The sequence below is a fragment of the Tsukamurella paurometabola genome (genome assembly GCF_900631615.1).
Taxonomy (GTDB): Bacteria; Actinomycetota; Actinomycetes; order Mycobacteriales; family Mycobacteriaceae; genus Tsukamurella; species Tsukamurella paurometabola_A.
Genome location: NZ_LR131273.1, coordinates 3,177,137 through 3,193,702, shown reverse-complemented (window position 1 = coordinate 3,193,702; position 16,566 = coordinate 3,177,137). Strand labels below are relative to the sequence as shown.

Sequence of the window (16,566 nt, the reverse complement as noted above, 5' to 3'; positions counted from 1 at the left end):
GTTGAAATGGAGTACGAGATGAGCGAGACCCCGTTGTACGGAAGCGGATCCGCCGCGGACGGCGAGACCGCCGCGAAACCCCCGCGCAAGAAGGTACGCATCCACCACCTCGCCGAGCTCAAGGAGCGCGGCGAGAAGTGGGCGATGCTCACCAGCTACGACTACATGACCGCCTCGATCTTCGATGAGGCCGGCGTCACCGCCCTGCTGATCGGCGACAGCGCAGCGAACACCGTGTACGGGTTCGACTCCACGCTGCCGATGGACTTGGACGTGATGGTGGCGATGGTCGCAGCGGTGCGCCGTGGCACGAAGTACGCACTCGTGGTGGCTGACATGCCGTTCGCGAGCTACGAGGAATCGCCCGAGCAGGCCTACCGCAGCGCCGCGAAGCTGATGAAGGCCGGCGCCGAGGCGGTCAAGCTCGAAGGCGGCGTGCACATGGCGCCCACCATCGAGTTCCTGCAGCGCCGCGGCATCCCGGTGATGGCACACATCGGATTCACGCCGCAGTCGGTGAACTCGCTGGGCGGCAACCGGGTTCAGGGCCGGGGCGATGAAGCGGCCGACAAGATCCGTCTGGACGCGAAGGCCGTGGACGCGGCCGGCGCCTTCTCGGTGGTTCTGGAGATGGTGCCCGCCGACGTGGCCGCACAGGTCACCAAGGAGATCGCGATCCCGACCATCGGGATCGGTGCGGGCAAGGAGTGCGACGGCCAGGTGCTGGTGTGGCAGGACTTCTCCGGCCTCAACCGCGGCCGCACCGCGCGCTTCGTCAAGAAGTACGCGAACATCGGCGACGAGCTGCTGCGCGGCGCCCAGGAGTACGTGGCGGAGGTCGCCTCGGGCGAGTTCCCCGGACCGGAGCACGGATTCTGATGCGCGAGTTCTACCCGGAGATCGAGCCCTACAGCACCGAGTTGCTCGACGTCGGCGACGGTCAGTTGCTGTACGTCGAGCAGAGCGGTGCCCCCGCGGGCAAGCCCGTCGTGTTCATCCACGGCGGGCCCGGCGGCGGCACCTCGCCCGAGTGCCGCCGGTTCTTCGACCCGGCGGTCTATCGCATCGTCGTCTTCGACCAGCGCGGGTGCGGGCAGTCGAAGCCGCACATCGCCGATCCGCCCGCCGGTGAGGGCGATTCGCTCGCCGACCGCCTGGCCGTGAACACCACGGACCACCTGATCGCCGACATCGAGAAGATCCGGGAGCACCTCGGCATCGTCCGGTGGCAGGTCTTCGGCGGTTCCTGGGGCTCGACCCTGGGACTGGCGTACGCGCAGACCCATCCCGAGCGCGTGACGGAGCTGGTCCTGCGCGGCATCTTCCTTCTGCGCCGCAGCGAGTTGGACTGGTACTACAACGAGGGCGCCTCGCACGTCTACCCGGACAACTGGGAGGACTACCTCGCCCCCCTCGCCGAGGCGGACCGGGCACCGTCGGCCGACAAGATCGCGGCCTACCACCGGCTCCTGCATTCCGACGACCAGGCGGTGGCGCTGACCGCGGCCAAGGCGTGGTCGAAGTGGGAGCGCAGTACCAGCCATCTCATCAACACGCCGGAGAGCTCGGCCGACGCCGACGATCCGCGGTTCGCGATCCCCTTCGCGCAGATCGAGAACCACTACTTCGTGAACGGCGGTTTCCTCGACGAGGGGCAGTTGCTGCGGGACATCGAGCGGATCGCCGGCATCCCCGGCGTGATCGTGCAGGGTCGCTACGACGTGGTGTGCCCCGCTCGCAGCGCATGGGACCTGCACCGCGCGTGGCCCGCCGCGGACCTCGTGATGGTGCCCGACGCGGGCCACTCGGCCTTCGAACCGGGCATCCGATCGGCCCTCATCGAGGCCACCGACCGATTCGCGAAGGACTGAGCATGGCCGAGCAGCGTGAGATCGAGACGAAGTACGAGGTCGGACCGGAGACCACGGCCCCCTCGCTGGCCGTCGTCCCCGGCGTCGACCACGTCTCGACCGACGAGGTCTTCCATCTGGTGGCGGTGTACTACGACACCGATGCCCTGGACCTCGCCGCGAACCGGATCACGCTGCGCCGCCGCACCGGCGGCAAGGACGACGGGTGGCACCTGAAGCTGCCGGACGGTGCCGACCGCCGCGAAGTGACGGTGCCGCTGGGCGACGAGACGGACGCGCCGGAGGGCGCGTCGGCCGAGGTGCCCGACGAATTGGTGGAGCGCGTCCGCGCCGTCGTGCGCGGGCGCGCCCTCGCCCCCATCGCGATCGTCGAGAACGAGCGGCACACCACGTACTGCCACGCCGTCGACGGCGAGCTCCTCGGCGAGTTCGTCGACGACCACGTGCATTCGGTCTCACTGCTCCCCGACGGCCCCGAGAAGCAGTGGCGCGAGTGGGAGTTCGAGGTGCCCGACACCCCTCTGGGCCGCAAGACGGCGATCGCGGTCGACAAGGCGCTGCGGGCCGCCGGCGGCACCGCGCCCGACGCCGCGTCGAAGCTGGCGCGCGCGATCGACGCGGACGTGGCGCGCGGGTCCGTCGACCTGCCGAAGAAGATCGCGCACGCCACGGCGGGACAGTTGCTGACCGCGGCACTCGCCTCGTACCGCGACAAGTTGCTCCGTGAGGACCCGCGGGTGCGCGCCCGCGCCGACGACTCCGTGCACCAGATGCGGGTCGCCACCCGGCAACTGCGCAGCGTGCTGACCGAGTTCTCGGGGTTCTTCGAGGGCCCGGCCCGCGCGGCGCTGAGCTCGGAGCTCAAACTGCTCGCGTCGATCCTCGGGGCCGTGCGCGACGCCGAGGTCCTCGCGCAGCGATTCGCGGAGTTCGACGCGGACGGCGAGCTCGGCGGCGCCGGTGCCGCCCTGGCACAGCGGCAGCACGCCGCCGAAGCACGGGGCTGGTCGCGGGTGGATCTCGCGCTGACTTCGGACCGGTACTACGTCCTGCTGGACGCGATCGACGCCTTCATCGCCGATCCACCGCTGCGGGAGCGCGCGGACCGCACGGCACTCAAGAGCCTGGCTCCCCTGCTGGACAAGCGGATCCGCTCCTTCGCCCGGCAGTCGACGGTACTGCTCGCCGACCCCGCGTGCACCGATCACGACGTGCACGCCATCCGCAAGCACGCGAAGCGGCTGCGCTACGCCTCCGCCGTCATCGACCCCGTGGTGCGGGGCGACCTGCGGTCCGAGGTGAAGGCGCTGTCGAAGGTCCAGACGCGGCTCGGCGAGTTCCAGGACGCGACCATCGCCCGGGACGCTGTGGCGGACCTGGCGGCGGAGACCACCGACCCGGCGGTCGCCTTCCGCCTGGGACGACTCGACGCCGTCGAGGAACTCCGCGCCGCGAAGGCCCGTGCCAGCCTGCCCGGGTTGCTCCGCGGCCTGCGCTGAGCCCCGGGCCGGCGGTCGGTCAGAGCCCGGCGATCCCCGCCAGGCGAGCGCCGATGTCGGCCCCCGAGTACGAGTCGTGCGAGTTCGGGACCGTCGTCGCGAGGTCACCGGTCCAGTGGCACACCGGATCCCCCGACGTGCAGATGCTGAGCGTGCGCCCGCCGACGCGCGGGGCCAGCGGTGCCGGGTTGGCCCCGCTGATCACCGCCGCGGCCTGCGCCATGCCCTGCGACCGCGGGGCGGAGCCGAGGTACCGAGTGGTGTCGTTCGGGATGCGGTCGGGGTCGGCGATGAGCGCCGCGGCGGTGATCTGCTTGCGGTCGCCGAGCCGCTGCAGGGCTCGATGCACCGCGGAGGCGCCCTGCGAGTACCCCGCCAGCACGATCTTCGTCGACGGACAGGCCTTGAGCACGATCTCGACGTCGCCCTGGGTGTTCGCCGCGCCGGCGTTCATGCTGGCGAGGAACCCACCGAACTGGTCGAGCCGACTCGGTACCGCCGCAGCCGGATAGTAGATCGGGCGGATCGCCACGGACCTCCCCGCGGCCCGGGCCCGGCCCGCGAAGGCCTGCGCGGCGGAGTTCACGGTGGCGCCGAGGCCGCCGGCGGAGTGTCCCTCGCCGGAACCCGCGGCCCCGATGAAGGTGTAGTCGGCGCACTCGGGTGCCGCGGCGACGGGTGCGGCGAACGCCGGGGCGAGGGGCACGAGCAGGGCGGAGAGGGCGGGAATGAGGACGAGTCGACGGCTCATGGCCCTCACGCTAGCGTCTTCTCGTACGCGAAGGACACCTTTCTGGACGTCGGATCGGCGGTCTCGAGCCGCACCGTGACGCGACTGCCCTCGGGTGGTCCGCCCGTGCAGGGCGCGATCACGGCCGGCTCGTCGAGGAGCACCTGGTCCGTGCGCATCGTGATCGCGGCGAACTCCTCCCCCACCCGGTCCGCGAGGACGACGGCCTCGGTGACGTCGATGCACGCGCGGTCCACCTTGTTCGCGAGGGTGTTGGTGCGGCGCATCGTCTCGGCGACGTCGTCGAGCGCGCCGCGGGCCCAGTCCGGGATCGCGCTGCCCGCGCACGCGGCGAGGCACACCTCGGTGGCGTAGCGGTCGGCAAGGCGGCGCAGCGGCGCCGTGACGTGGGCGTACGGTGCCCCGACACCCGCGTGACCGCGGTCGGCCGGTGGTTCCGCCGCGGCGGCGGTGCCGAAAGCGGCGTACCCGGAGCCGCGCAGCAGCCGGGCGGCATCGGTCATGATCGCCAGCCCCTGTGGGGTCGTGACGTCGAGGGCCGCGAGGAAGTCGCCGACGGTGACCTCGCGCGGCCAGTCCCTGCCGAGCGCGGCGGCGGTGCGTCGCAGATCGGCGACGGCGTCGTCGGGGGCCGCGGGAAGGGTACGGAGCAGGCCCACGCCCGCCCGCAGCATGATCTCGGCGGCACACACGCCGGTGAGCAGCGATATCTGCGCGTTGTGGGCGTCGAAGTCGGTGCGCGGCTCGATCCGTACGGTCCACCCGCCGGGGCCCTCGACGGCCTCCTGCGCGGGCAGACGCAGGTCGATGGCGCCGTGGGCGCGGCCCCACGCGGCCCGCAACCCGCCCACCGCGGGCAGGAGCGCGATGCTGGGGTGCACCCGGCCGGCGTCGAAGTCTGCCTGGACGCCCTCGTAGTCGAGCTGCGCCCGGGAGCGCACCAGTGCGCGGCGCACGGTGGCGGTGACGACCTCACCGGCATCGTCGAGGTGGATCTCCCACAGGGCGGCGGCGCGGTCCTGATCCGGCAGCAGCGAGCCGACGCCCTCGGACAGCGACCGCGGATGCAGCGGCACGGAGCCGTCGGGCAGGTACATCGTCTGTCCGCGGCGGCGAGTCTCCGCCTCGAGCGGGCCACCCGGCGCGACCAGTGCGCCGACATCGGCGATCGCGTAGCGCACGAGGTAGCCGTCGCCCTCGGCGGCGATGTGCACCGCCTGATCGAGATCCTTCGCTCCGGGCGGGTCGATGGTGACGAATTCGATGTCGCGGCGGTCCTCCCGCTCGCCGGCGAACCTGTCCGCACTCGCCTGCGCCTCGGCGAGCACGTCCGCCGGGAAGTCCTCGACGAGCTCGAACTCGGCGCGGACGGCACCGAAGTCGACCGCGCTCGACGGGACGGGGCCGCGCATCGGGATGCCGGTCACGCTACCCCGCCAGCGCCTCGACGCTCATGGCCGCGGCCGTGCGGTCCCCCGCCACCAACCAGGCGTAGACCACGTCGCCCTCGCGATGCGCGAGCAGCCGCGGCGCGTCCTCGATCTGCAGCGCCGAGTTGTGCTCGACGATGCCGCGCAGCGGCAGCCGCTCCCGCAGGTCGGGATGGGTCGCGAGGACCTCCTCCAGCGCGGTCCAGTACACGGCGTTGTTGACGTGCTGGATGATGTCGAGGTCGGCGGCGCGTAGCAGGAAGGGCACCTCGACCGCGTCGGGGTGCGGCTTCGGGTCGAGCCACTGCTTCCACCGCAGGACGCCCGGCTCGGCGGCCGCGCCGAAGGTGCTGAGGAAGGTCTCACTGAGCGCCGACGGCGTGAGCGTGTCGATGTTGAAGTTGATCCAGAAGGCCTCGGTCTCGATCCGGGTGCCCTTCTGCCCGTCGATACCGATGCGCACGTTGCACCAGCGCGAGCCCATCTTGGAGCCCCACCGCTCGACGGTCAGGATGTCCGGCTGTTCGCCGCCCTCGAGGATCTCGATGACGGTGCGCCGCACCACCCAGTACGGGTGCACGTCCTCGTAGTCGACGTGACGCAGGTGGTCCTGCCCCGTGTCCTGCAGGTACCGGGCGACCCCGTCGAACTTGAGGCGACGGTCCGGGCTGACGGCGTCGCCGCGCACCGACCGTTGTGCCGTGTAGATGGCGCCGCTGTCCAGCAACTCGCGGCGGCGCTCGGGCTCGGTGATGCGCGGGGGCAGTGGGTCTCCGATCACCAGCCCGAGCCTAGTCGACGGTGCGCTTGTTGAACGCCCGCACGGCCAGCGGCGCGAACACCGCGGTCAGGACGATCGACCAGATCACGGTGGCGAGAACGGGGTGCTGCAAGGACCACGGAGCGCCCTCACGCAGCGGCAGATCGTTACCCCACAGTTCACGCATGGCCTGGACCAGCGAGGAGACCGGGTTCCACTCCGCGATCGCCCGCAACCACGGCGCCATTCCCGCGGTCGGGACGAAGGCGTTGGAGAGGAACGTGATCGGGAACATGGTGGCGAACATGAAACCGTTCACCGCCTCGATCGACTGCATCATGCAGCCCACGAGGATGCCGAACCAGATCATCGCGAAGCCGAAGACCAGGAGCACGAGGAATCCGAGTACCGCGTCCACCGGGTTCGTGCGGATCCGCCAGCCGATGGCGAGGCCCGTGAGGCACATGACCACGATGCCGATCGACGAGTGCAGGAGGCTCGCGATGCTGCGCCCGATGAGCACCGAGGCGCGGCTGATCGGCAGGGACCGGAACCGGTCGATGACCCCCTTCTCGAGGTCCGTGGTGAGGCCGCCCGCCACCACGAAACACGTGAAGACCATCGTCTGCCCCAGGATGCCGGGCAGCAGGTACTCGCGATAGGAGACGCCCTCGGTGGGGATGGCGGAGCCGAAGACGAACGCGAACAGCACCGTGAACATGATCGGCTGGATGGTCACGTCGGAGAGCATCTCTGGCATCCGCTTGGTGTGGATCATGCTGCGGCGAACCATGATCCACGACTGCTGCCACAGGCTGGTCTGGTGCGTCTCGATGCCGCCCACGCCGGCGGGCTCGGTGGTGGTGGCGGTGCTGGTCATGCGGTGGCCTCCTCGGCGTCCGTCGCGTCGGATTCGGTGCGGTGACCGGTGAGGGAGAGGAAGACGTCGTCGAGACTGGGCCGGGAGAGGCCGAGATCGTCGACCTTGATGCCACTCTCCCCGAGCAGCGCGCCGGCCCGGTTCAGGTCGTCGAGTCCGTTGGCGGGGCTGCTCACCTGGCGCGCGCCCTCGTCGACGAACACCTCGCTGCCCAGTTGCGCCAGGATGTCCCGGGCGCGGGGCAGATCGGCCGCGTCGGACACCGTCAGCACCAGGCTCGCGGCGCCGGCGCGCTCCTTCAGCTGCAGCGGGGTGCCCTGGGCGATGATCCGCCCCTTGTCGATGACGATGATCTCGTCCGCCAGCTGATCCGCCTCCTCGAGGTACTGCGTGGTGAGCAGCAGTGTGGTGCCGTTCGCCACCAGTGTGCGCAGGACGTCCCACAGCTCCGAGCGGGCGCGCGGATCGAGGCCGGTGGTCGGCTCGTCCAGGAAGAGGACCGGCGGCGCGGTCAGCAGGCTCACGGCCAGGTCCAGACGACGGCGCATGCCACCGGAATAGGCCTTGACCTGCTTATCGGCCGCCGCCGTCAACGAGAACTGCTCCAACAGCTCCGCGCTGCGCCGCTTGAGCGCCGCACGCGGGATGCCGTACAGGCCCCCGATCATCGACAGGTTCTCGCGCCCGGTGAGGATCTCGTCCACCGTGGCCGCCTGACCCGTGAGCCCCATGTTGCGGCGCACCTCGATCGGGTTCGCCCGCACGTCGTACCCCGCGATGCGCGCCGTGCCCTCCGTGGGCGGCGACAGTGTGGTCATCATGCGCACCGTGGTGGTCTTGCCCGCGCCGTTCGGCCCGAGCAGGCCGAGCACCGAGCCGCGGGGCACCTGGAAACTGACCCCGTCCACCGCAGTGAAGTCACCGAACCGTTTCACCAGGCAGATGGCTTCGATCGCCCAGTCACCGCTCTCACCGTGTGTCATGGAACACACGGTAATGCGGACCGCCGACAGGTTTCCATCGCTTTTGCGCCCGGCGGTCGCATACTCTTCGCCGGCGCCGCGGCCTACTCGCCGGCGCGGCGCACCGTCAGGACACTGTCCGACTCCCGCTCGGCGCGGTACGCCGCCGCGCCGCCGTTGACACCGAACAGCCGCTTGGTCCACACCAGCCACACGACGGCGGCGATGTTGACCACCAGCGCCCCGGCGCGGAGGGCGGTCACCTTCTCGGTGATCTCGTAGACCTCCAGCGGGAGGAAGGCGGACGTGGCGACGACCGCGAAGTACTCGCCCCACCGTTTCCCGAGCCACAGGCCGACCGCCTCGATCACCTCGACCGCGGCGTAGGCGAACAGACCCAGCGCCACCCACATCAGCGCCGTGTCCGACAGCCCGAGGGCGCGATCGACTGCCCGCACGATTCGCGACTCGCCCACGTTGAATCCGAGTTGACTCAGGATCGGCAGCTTCTCCTGGAAGACCTCGCGCAGGTGCGTCCGCGAGCCCCGCACCTCCCAGACCACGACTCCCGCAACGGCGAAGACGACGCCGCGCAGCACACGCTCGACCGCGAGGAAGCGCAGGATCAGTTCGTCCCGCAACGCCCGCCCGCGGGGCACCGCCGGCGCCTCGGTCGCCGGGCCGGATCCCTCCGCCGGGCCCACGACGAAGTCATCGCACCGGAGACAACGCCACGCCTCGCCCTCCGGGGTGTCCGTCCGCACCCGGGCACGAAGGTCCGCCTCGTCGGGCGCGTACGTGACGTGGCCGCGGAGACCGCACGAGAGCACGGAGAGGTCCATCGGACCAGGCTAGCCCCGGTGCAGCCGCAACGTCGGGGCGGACGAGCTGACGTGTAAGCCGGATCCTGTCCCCCGCCGCATCACTGCGCCGGGGTGGCGACCATCCATCTGGACACACCGTCGCCGGGTGCCTCGAGCGGTCCACCCGCGCGCTCGGGCGGGCAGCCCTCGTACACGCGCGCAGCGCCACCGTCCGGTGGCGCCTTCGACCTTGCTCCGGGTGGGGTTTACCGAGCCGCGACGGTCACCCGCCGCGCTGGTGCGCTCTTACCGCACCGTTTCACCCTTACCCGGGCCGAAGCCCGGGCGGTCTGTTCTCTGTGGCACTGTCCCGCGGGTCACCCCGGGTTGCCGTTAGCAACCACCCTGCCCTGTGGAGTCCGGACTTTCCTCGGCGCGGGCGTACTGGTCACCCAGCCGTTCCCGACGCCGCGGCCGCCCGGTCAGCTCGTCCGCGCGGTACAGCGTACCCGAGCCCTACAGCCCGGCCGTGCGATTGACCTGGCGCACGGATGCGCCGCCGTCGGGGTAGAAGTCCGCGATCGAGATCGAGGCCAGATCGAGGTGCAGCCGGTAGAGCAACTGCGGCCCGACGTCGAGCGCGATCCGCAGCGCGGTCTTGATCGGGGTCACGTGCGAGACCAGCAGCACGGTGCGGCCGGTGTACTCGGAGGTCACACGATCGAGGAGCGCGGCCACGCGGACGTGCACCTCGTCGAAGCTCTCGCCACCGGGCGCGGCCACCGACGTATCGCCGAGCCAGCGCCCGTGCAGCTCCGGATCCCGCTCACGGGCCTCACCGAAGGACAGCCCCTCCCACGCGCCGAAGTCCGTCTCGATCAGGTCGTCCTCCACCTCGACGGCGAGCCCCCGCTCCCCCGCCACCGCGTCGGCGGTCTGCAGCGCACGATCGAGCGGCGAGGAGAGGACCGCATCGATCGCGGTGTCGCGCAGCAGCTCCGCCGCGCGGGCCGCCTGTTCCCGGCCGAGTTCGGTGAGCGAGGGGTTGCCGCGTCCCGAGTACAGCCGCCCCACGGAAGCGGGCGTCTGGCCGTGCCGCAACAGGATCAGGCGCGTGGGCTCGTGCGCGGAGGTGGTCCAGCCCCCGCGTTGCGCCGTCGTCACTCCTCGGGCTTCGGCTGGGGCAGGCCGGACTCGTTGGTCCGCACCAGGATGGCGCCGCACTCATCGCAGTGCACCACCGCGTCGGCGGGCTTGCGGGTCACGGCGTCGAGGAAGCCCCGGTCGAGCTCGAGGCGGCAGGCGCCGCACCGTCGGGCCCGGAGGAGCCCGGCGCCGGCGCCCGAGTTCTTCCGGCACCGTTCGTACTCCGCGTACAGGTCCTCCGGGAGCCGCCCGACGGTCTCCTCCCGAGCGGTGGCCGTGCGATTGCGCGCCACCTCGATGTCCTTGAGCGCCTCCTCGCGGCGGCGCGCCGCCGCGGCGATCTCGTCGTTCGTCGCGTTGACGGTGGCCTCGGCGCGCTGCTGCTCGAGTTCGACGGCCTCGCGCTTCTCCATCAGCTCGAGTTCCTCGTCCTCGAGCACGGACTGGCGCCGCTCGAGGCCGCGCAGCTCGTGCTCGATCTCGGTGAGTTGCTTGGCGGGCACGGCCCCCGACGCCAGGAGCTCCCGGTCCTTCTGCTCGCGGAGGCGGGTCTGCTCGACCTCCTTCTCGAGCTTGCTGATGTCGCGGTCGAGGTCCTCGACGAGGATCGACACCCGCACCGACTCGTCGCGCTCGGTGGTCGCGCGCTTCTCGAGCTCGGCGATCTCCGCGTCCTCGGGCAGATGGGTGGCGCGGTGGGCCAGGCGGGAGATCTCCGCGTCGACCTCGGCGAGGTCCAGCAGGATGCGTTGGGCGGCCGGATCAGCGTTCATCTGCGCCACTCTACGCATCCCCCGCGGGAGCGGCCCGCACCGTGAACGGATCCGTGGGGACGTCGTGCACGGCGACGTCGAGGTACGGCCACAGCAGCTCGGCGACGGTGGCGCACCAGGGGAACTCGGTGCCCCAGTGCCCGGCATCGACGACGGCGGGGCCGCCGGCGCGCAGGTGCTCGTCGACGGGATGGTGCCGCAGGTCGCCCGTCACGTAGGCGTCCACGCCGAGACGGGTCACCGCGCCGAGCAGAGAGTCACCCGCTCCCCCGCAGACCGCGACGGTGCGGATGAGCCCGCGGGGGTCGCCGGCGGCACGGGCCGGCGCGCCGAGCGCGGTCGCGACGTGGGCGGTGAACGCTTCCAGCGTCATCGGCTCGGGCAGCACCCCGATACGGCCGAGGCCCCACTCCCGCTCCGCGCCGGCGATCTCGACGACGTCGAAGGCCGGCTCCTCGTAGGGATGGGCGCCGCGCAGGGCTGCCAGCACCGCGGCGCGGCGATCGCGCGCCGCCACCAGTTCGACCCGGGTCTCGGTGAGCGTCGTCAGCTCGCCGCTCGCGCCGATCGCGGGGTTCGCCGCCGTGCCGGGCCGGAACTGCCCGACGCCGTCGACCCGCCACGCGCACTCGGAGTACTCCCCGACCTCCCCGGCCCCGGCCTCGAACATCGCGGAGAGCACCTCGTCGGCCTGCGCGGGCGGCACCATGACGCCCCAGCGGTCCAGTGCCGACGGCGCGTCGAGGTGCTCGACGGGCCCGGTCACCTCGAGTCCGAGCGTCGCGGCGAGAGCGTCGTTGACGCCGCCCCGCGCACGGTCGGCGTTCGTGTGCGCGGTGAACAGCGCACAGCCGCCCCGGATGAGGCAGTGGACGAGGGCGCCCTTCGGCGTGCTCGCGGCGACGGTGTCGACGCCCCGGAGCAGGAGCGGGTGGTGCGCGATGACGAGCTGCGCACCGCGCGCGAGGGCGGCGTCGACGACCTCGGCGGTGACGTCCACGCAGACCAGGGCGTGCGTCACCTCGGATTCCGGGTCGCCGCACACCAGCCCGACGCTGTCCCATCCTTCCGCGAGCCGCGGCGGATACGCCTGATCGAGCACCTCGATGACCTCTGCCAACAACATGCCCGCCAGCGTAGGCGGCCGACCCGCGCCCGCGCCGGATTCGCCGCTCGGGACGGTCGGGCAAGATGGAGGGGTGAGTACTCCGCTGCATGTCACGTTCGTGTGCACCGGCAACATCTGCCGCTCCCCGATCGCCCGGATCGTCTACGAGCGGGCCGTCGCCGATGCCGGGCTGGCCGAGGCGGTGCGGGTCACCAGCGCCGGCACCGACGGCTGGCACGAGGGCGGTCCCGCGGACCGTCGAGCGCGGGACGTGCTCGCGGAAGCCGGATACTCCACGGAGCACACCGCTGCCGAACTGACGGACGATCACCTCGCTGCCGACCTCGTGGTGGCGCTGCATCGTTCCCACGTCGGCCCGCTCCGCCGGCGCGGCGTTCCCGCGGACCGGATCCGGCTGCTGCGCAGCTTCGATCCGGATGCCGAGCACGAGAGCGTGCCCGACCCGTATTACGGGGACCACGACGACTTCCGCGCGACGCTGTCGCAGGTCGAGGGGGCGATGCCGGGCATGGTCGAGTGGACGCGAGCGAATCTTGCCTAGTTGGGTCAAGGTGGTCTTCCAGCCGCGGTGGATCGCGCTGGCGATCGCGGCCGTCGCCTTCACAGCGCTGTGCTGGTCGGTCCTCGCGCCGTGGCAGCTGGGCAAGAACTCGTCCACGAGTCACCGCAATCAGCAGATCGCCGATTCCGTGAACGCCGACCCCGTGCCCGCCGCGCAGCTCCTCGGCGGTCGCGCCGACGTGCCGAAGGACGCCGAGTGGCGGCGCGTCGTGCTCACCGGGCAGTACCTCGCCGACAAGCAGTCCCTCGCCCGCCTGCGGAACCAGAACGGCAAGCCCGCCTACGAGGTGCTCGTGCCCTTCGCCGCGAACGACGGCGCGACCTACCTGGTGGACCGGGGATTCGTGCAGACGCCGACCGGCGGCGTCGTGCCGGAGTTCGCGCCGCCACCGTCGGGCACGGTCACGGTCCAGGCACGGATCCGCGCGCCGGAGCAGACCGATCCCGCCCGCGGGCCGCGCACCGAGGCGGGGTACCTCCAGGTCTTCGCCATCGACCCGGCGGCGATCGGGCCGGCGCAGGGCATCGCCTTCGCGCCCGGCTACCTCAACCTCGACGAGGGCCAGCCCGGGGGCCTCGATCCGATTCCGCTGCCGATGCTCGACGCGGGCCCCTATCTCTCGTACGGCCTCCAGTGGCTGGCCTTCGGCATCATGGCACCGCTGGCGATCGCGTACTTCGTGTGGTCGGAGGTCCGGCGTCGCCGCGAGGACAAGGCGGTCTTCGACGCGGGCACGGCGGACTCCACGGAGGCGCAGGAGGACGAGACGCCGCAGGAGGTCACGCCCGAGGCCGCGCGCGCCGCGCGACTCGCCGACCGGTACGGACGCAAAGGGCAGTAGCGGCGAGGGCTCCCAGCTCGACCGCCAGCGACAGGCGCGCCGCCCGCGCCAGGTCGCGCGGTTCAGGCGCGCGACCGTCGCCCAGCGTCGGGCGCAGTTCCACGCCGTGCGCGTACTGCGTGCGCCCGCCCAGCCGCAGGCCCAGCGCGCCCGCGGCCGTCGCTTCGGCCACCCCGGCGTTGGGGCTGGGGTGCTTCGCCGCGTCCCGCCGCCACGCCCGCGCGGCGTCCGACGGTGCCCCGCCCACCGCGGGCGCGAGGGCGACGGTGACGGCGCCCGCGAGCCGGGCAGGGACGTAGTTCAGGGCGTCGTCGAGGCGCGCTGACGCCCAGCCGAAGTCGCCGTAGCGGTCGTTGCGGTAGCCGACCATCGCGTCGAGGGTGTTGGCCGCGCGGTAGGCGAACAGGCCGGGGAGGCCCGCGACGGCACCCCAGAACAGCGGGGCGACGGCCGCGTCGGACGTGTTCTCCGCGACGGACTCGGTGGCGGCGCGCGCGAGACCCGCGGTGTCCAGGACGGACGGGTCGCGGCCGCACAGACTGGGCAGCAGGGTGCGTGCACCGTCGATGTCGCCGCTCTCCAAGTCGGCGCCCACCGTGGACCCGACCGTGCGCAGGCCGGCTCCCCCGACCACCGCCCAGGTGCCGACGGCGGTGGCACCGGGTACGTTCCGCGCCGCGTAGCCGAGCGCCGCCGCGCCGCCGACGAGGATCGCGGTGTAGGCGGCGCCCCGCAGCTTCGACGGCGCGTACATCCGCGCCTCCAGCGCCTGCGCGACGGTGCCGAAGCCCGCGACCGGGTGGTACCGGCGCGGGTCGCCGAAGACCTCGTCGGCGAGGACGCCCAGGGCCAGCTCGGTGATGCGGTTCACGGATGTCGACGCTACCGGTTCGCGGCAGTGCACCGACCTTCGCGATATGCACACTATTCGCTATTCGCATGTTAGCATGCGGTATGACTAAGAAGATTGTCCTCGGTGCTGCGGCCGTCACCGCCGCGGCAGCCCTCGCCCTCCCCGCCGCCGCGGGCGCTGCCCCGAAGACCGACGCCGACCTGGCGAAGTCCGTGGCCTGCGCCTACGCCGCATCGGTGGCCCAGCACGCCGAGAACGGCGTGGGCAACAGCCGGTCGGAGAAGCTGATCAGTCAGCGCGGCGGGCTGTACCTGGTGGAGTGCGAGGTGCGCGTGATGCAGCGAGGAAACGCGACCGTCGGCGTCGACGACCGGCGTCCCGCCCTGATCTATCGCGTCACCGTCGACGCGAACAACCGCTTCTTCGTGGTGAAGGCCGAGGGGCCGTACGTGCCACCGGTCCGCCCGAACGCGCCCGCGCGCGTCGCATAGGCACCGCCACGGCACCGTCCGCTGCGTCAGTCCGCGCGGTCAGCCGCACCCGGTGGGCGTCCCGCCCGCCAGGAGATCGAGGTCCCGCAGTGCGGTCGCGGGGAGCCGGTGTGCGGAGGTGGAGCGGTCGCACGCGCCGTAGGTGTAGACGAGGGCCTCGGCCTCCGCGCCGATCGCGGCACGCAGGTCGTCGCGCTGCGCGGGCGTGATGAGGTGGTCATCGAATCCCGCGGTGCCGTAGGCGGCGTGGGTCAGCCCGGCGAGCCGGACGACATCGGACAGGCCCCACGCCGCGAGCCGGTCGGCGACGCGCACGAGATGGCCTCGTAGCGTCCCACCGGGGTGCGCCACGTCACCGGCGCCGTGGCGGTCGAGCCACGCGAGGGCCGCGTCCATGCAGCGAGCCTACTCGTGCCAGACGAAGCCGTCGGGATCGGTGATCGCGCCGAGGGCACCGTCGATCCGGAGGCGGTGCGAGCCGCTCCCCTCCGGCGCGACCCCCGCGTCCTTCGCCGCGAACCTCCGACCCGACAGCGCGAGCGTGACCGCGCCCGGCGCGGCCTCGAACTCGACGTACTTGCGGCCGAAGCTCTTCGCGACGGTGAGGCCCCGCTCGACGTAGAAGGCCTTCGTCGCTGCGACGTCGTCGACTCCGAGCAACAGCACCACGTCGTCGATGGTGCGCAGCGGCGCTCCGGTGTTCTTCTTCGACGAGGAGGCGATCTTCCACAGGGTGCCGTCGGGCGCACGGAAGACGGCGCCGTAGCCCCAGAAGGACTTCCGCGCGGACTTGATCTCCGTCGCGCCCGCCGCGAGGGCGGGCGCGACGAAGGAGTCGACGACGGCCGGCTCGGCGACGACGAGCGAGACCACGAAGCCGCGGAAGCCGTCGGACGGGCCCGCGGCGGGCACGGATCGGAGCCGCGGGTCGGGGCCGAACGCCGCGTCGTAGAAGGCCTGGGCGGCGGTCGGATCCTCCGCCTCCAGGGTGAGGGACCGGACCGGGGTGGTGAGCGAGGTTGTCATGCCGATAACGCTAGGAACTGCGCCTTCGGCATGCTTCTCGATTCCTGATCGATCCGGCCGCGTCCGTCAGTGCCGGTAGCGGAAGACGATGCGCCCTCGACTGAGGTCGTACGGACTGATCTCCACGAGCACGCGGTCCAGGGGCACGATCTTGATGTAGTTCTTCCGGATCTTCCCGCTGATGTGCGCGAGGACGACGTGTCCGTTGTCGAGCTCGACCCGGAAGGTCGCGTCGCGCAACCCCTCGATCACGGTGCCGGCGGCCTCGATGCCGCGCGCTGTCTTCGTCATGGCCGCACCAGCTCGACGACGGTCTCGACCGCGACGCCGCAGGCCTGCTCGATCACGGCGACGGCGGCCGCGTCGGCGGGGTCGGCCTGCGCCGCGAGGAAGGGCTCGACTCCGGGCCTGGGTCGGACCAGCCACGCCCCGGGCGGGGTGACGGCGGGTGGCGGGTCGACGGGGATGCGGTACAGCGTCTCCCGACGGTGCTCGGCGAAGCCGTGCCGGCGCCACGCGGCGAGCAGTTCGTCGTCCCCGTCTGCGACGAGGGTGAACAGCGGCGCCGGGAGCTCGGCGAGCAGTGTCGCGGCGATCAGGTCGAAAGCAGCTGCGGTCCAGGCGTCGACGCTGATGAAGCCGGGACGCCGCGACGGACCGCCGCGGCCGATGATGCGGGCGTCGGCGTCGACGGCGAGCCAGTCGCCGTCCTCGGCGCGCACAAGGGTCAGAGGGGAATCGTTCATGGTGATGCCTTCCAGGAATGCCTGCGTGCGGCGCTCCTGGTGG

Annotated in this window: 19 protein-coding genes, 1 other RNA gene and 1 pseudogene; 6 read left to right on the top strand and 15 right to left on the bottom strand. The window is 71.9% G+C overall.

All coding sequences use genetic code 11. The features are described from left to right. The first annotated feature begins 18 nt into the window (after positions 1–18). From panB to ELY19_RS15965, 3 genes are read left to right on the top strand one after another with little or no spacing between them, the layout of a single operon-like run. Complete coding sequence (gene panB / locus ELY19_RS15975) at positions 19–879, top strand: 3-methyl-2-oxobutanoate hydroxymethyltransferase (protein ID WP_126197102.1); 861 nt, start codon at positions 19–21, stop codon at positions 877–879. Further along, complete coding sequence (gene pip, locus ELY19_RS15970) at positions 879–1,871, top strand: prolyl aminopeptidase (RefSeq protein WP_126197101.1); 993 nt, start codon at positions 879–881, stop codon at positions 1,869–1,871. Before panB ends, pip begins: the two co-directional genes overlap by 1 nt. Before the next feature lie 2 nt (positions 1,872–1,873). Beyond that, positions 1,874–3,370, top strand: a complete 1,497-nt coding sequence (locus ELY19_RS15965) for a CYTH and CHAD domain-containing protein (RefSeq protein ID WP_126197100.1) — start codon at positions 1,874–1,876, stop codon at positions 3,368–3,370. A 19-nt stretch (positions 3,371–3,389) separates the two neighbouring features. Here ELY19_RS15965 and ELY19_RS15960 read toward each other — a convergent pair whose 3' ends face one another. The 10 genes and pseudogenes from ELY19_RS15960 to ELY19_RS15915 form a co-directional block, all read right to left on the bottom strand. Continuing rightward, positions 3,390–4,121, bottom strand: a complete 732-nt coding sequence (locus ELY19_RS15960) for a cutinase family protein (RefSeq protein ID WP_126197099.1) — start codon at positions 4,119–4,121, stop codon at positions 3,390–3,392. 5 nt (positions 4,122–4,126) lie between these two features. Continuing rightward, entirely contained in the window at positions 4,127–5,533 is a 1,407-nt protein-coding gene (locus tag ELY19_RS15955; RefSeq protein ID WP_126198875.1) for an RNB domain-containing ribonuclease, read from the bottom strand. A gap of 16 nt (positions 5,534–5,549) precedes the next feature. After that, a complete protein-coding gene (locus tag ELY19_RS15950) occupies positions 5,550–6,332 on the bottom strand; it encodes an acyl-[acyl-carrier-protein] thioesterase (RefSeq protein ID WP_227966878.1) in 783 nt (260 codons plus the stop codon). Between the two features lie 10 nt (positions 6,333–6,342). Then, positions 6,343–7,191, bottom strand: coding sequence for an ABC transporter permease (locus ELY19_RS15945; protein WP_126197098.1), 849 nt, complete (start codon positions 7,189–7,191; stop codon positions 6,343–6,345). Next, a complete protein-coding gene (locus ELY19_RS15940; RefSeq protein WP_126197097.1) occupies positions 7,188–8,174 on the bottom strand; it encodes an efflux ABC transporter ATPase subunit, DrrA-related in 987 nt (328 codons plus the stop codon). Before ELY19_RS15940 ends, ELY19_RS15945 begins: the two co-directional genes overlap by 4 nt. A gap of 83 nt (positions 8,175–8,257) precedes the next feature. Next, positions 8,258–8,995, bottom strand: a complete 738-nt coding sequence (locus ELY19_RS15935; protein ID WP_126197096.1) for a DUF2127 domain-containing protein — start codon at positions 8,993–8,995, stop codon at positions 8,258–8,260. 38 nt (positions 8,996–9,033) lie between these two features. Then, positions 9,034–9,446: RNase P RNA component class A (gene rnpB, locus ELY19_RS15930), an RNA gene on the bottom strand. A gap of 26 nt (positions 9,447–9,472) precedes the next feature. Beyond that, positions 9,473–10,099 (bottom strand): annotated as a pseudogene (locus ELY19_RS15925) (histidine phosphatase family protein); the annotation flags it as partial. Positions 10,100–10,116: 17 nt separating this feature from the next. Further along, the gene (locus tag ELY19_RS15920; RefSeq protein ID WP_126197094.1) at positions 10,117–10,875 is read right to left on the bottom strand and encodes a zinc ribbon domain-containing protein; all 759 of its coding nucleotides are present in this window, start codon (positions 10,873–10,875) and stop codon (positions 10,117–10,119) included. Positions 10,876–10,885: 10 nt separating this feature from the next. Then, positions 10,886–12,001, bottom strand: coding sequence for a Nif3-like dinuclear metal center hexameric protein (locus ELY19_RS15915; protein WP_126197093.1), 1,116 nt, complete (start codon positions 11,999–12,001; stop codon positions 10,886–10,888). A 73-nt stretch (positions 12,002–12,074) separates the two neighbouring features. On the opposite strand from ELY19_RS15915, the gene ELY19_RS15910 reads away from it, so the two are divergent. Both ELY19_RS15910 and ELY19_RS15905 read left to right on the top strand, forming a co-directional pair. After that, entirely contained in the window at positions 12,075–12,545 is a 471-nt protein-coding gene (locus ELY19_RS15910; protein ID WP_126197092.1) for a low molecular weight protein-tyrosine-phosphatase, read from the top strand. Beyond that, complete coding sequence (locus ELY19_RS15905) at positions 12,538–13,407, top strand: SURF1 family cytochrome oxidase biogenesis protein (protein WP_126197091.1); 870 nt, start codon at positions 12,538–12,540, stop codon at positions 13,405–13,407. Before ELY19_RS15910 ends, ELY19_RS15905 begins: the two co-directional genes overlap by 8 nt. Here the strand turns inward: ELY19_RS15905 and ELY19_RS15900 are convergent. Then, positions 13,346–14,278 (bottom strand): cobalamin biosynthesis protein, encoded by a 933-nt coding sequence (locus tag ELY19_RS15900; RefSeq protein WP_126197090.1) that lies wholly within the window; start codon positions 14,276–14,278, stop codon positions 13,346–13,348. The genes ELY19_RS15905 and ELY19_RS15900 overlap by 62 nt on opposite strands. 83 nt (positions 14,279–14,361) lie before the next feature. Between ELY19_RS15900 and ELY19_RS15895 the strand changes: the two genes are divergently transcribed. Continuing rightward, a complete protein-coding gene (locus tag ELY19_RS15895) occupies positions 14,362–14,751 on the top strand; it encodes a hypothetical protein (protein WP_126197089.1) in 390 nt (129 codons plus the stop codon). Between the two features lie 39 nt (positions 14,752–14,790). Here ELY19_RS15895 and ELY19_RS15890 read toward each other — a convergent pair whose 3' ends face one another. The 4 genes from ELY19_RS15890 to ELY19_RS15875 all read right to left on the bottom strand — a co-directional run bounded on the left by ELY19_RS15890 (position 14,791) and on the right by ELY19_RS15875 (position 16,523). Further along, entirely contained in the window at positions 14,791–15,147 is a 357-nt protein-coding gene (locus tag ELY19_RS15890; protein ID WP_126197088.1) for a DUF6817 domain-containing protein, read from the bottom strand. A 9-nt stretch (positions 15,148–15,156) separates the two neighbouring features. Further along, entirely contained in the window at positions 15,157–15,777 is a 621-nt protein-coding gene (locus ELY19_RS15885) for a VOC family protein (RefSeq protein WP_126197087.1), read from the bottom strand. A 66-nt stretch (positions 15,778–15,843) separates the two neighbouring features. Further along, positions 15,844–16,068, bottom strand: a complete 225-nt coding sequence (infA, locus tag ELY19_RS15880) for a translation initiation factor IF-1 (protein WP_068521191.1) — start codon at positions 16,066–16,068, stop codon at positions 15,844–15,846. Further along, positions 16,065–16,523 (bottom strand): hypothetical protein, encoded by a 459-nt coding sequence (locus tag ELY19_RS15875; RefSeq protein ID WP_126197086.1) that lies wholly within the window; start codon positions 16,521–16,523, stop codon positions 16,065–16,067. Before ELY19_RS15875 ends, infA begins: the two co-directional genes overlap by 4 nt. Positions 16,524–16,566 lie beyond the last annotated feature (43 nt).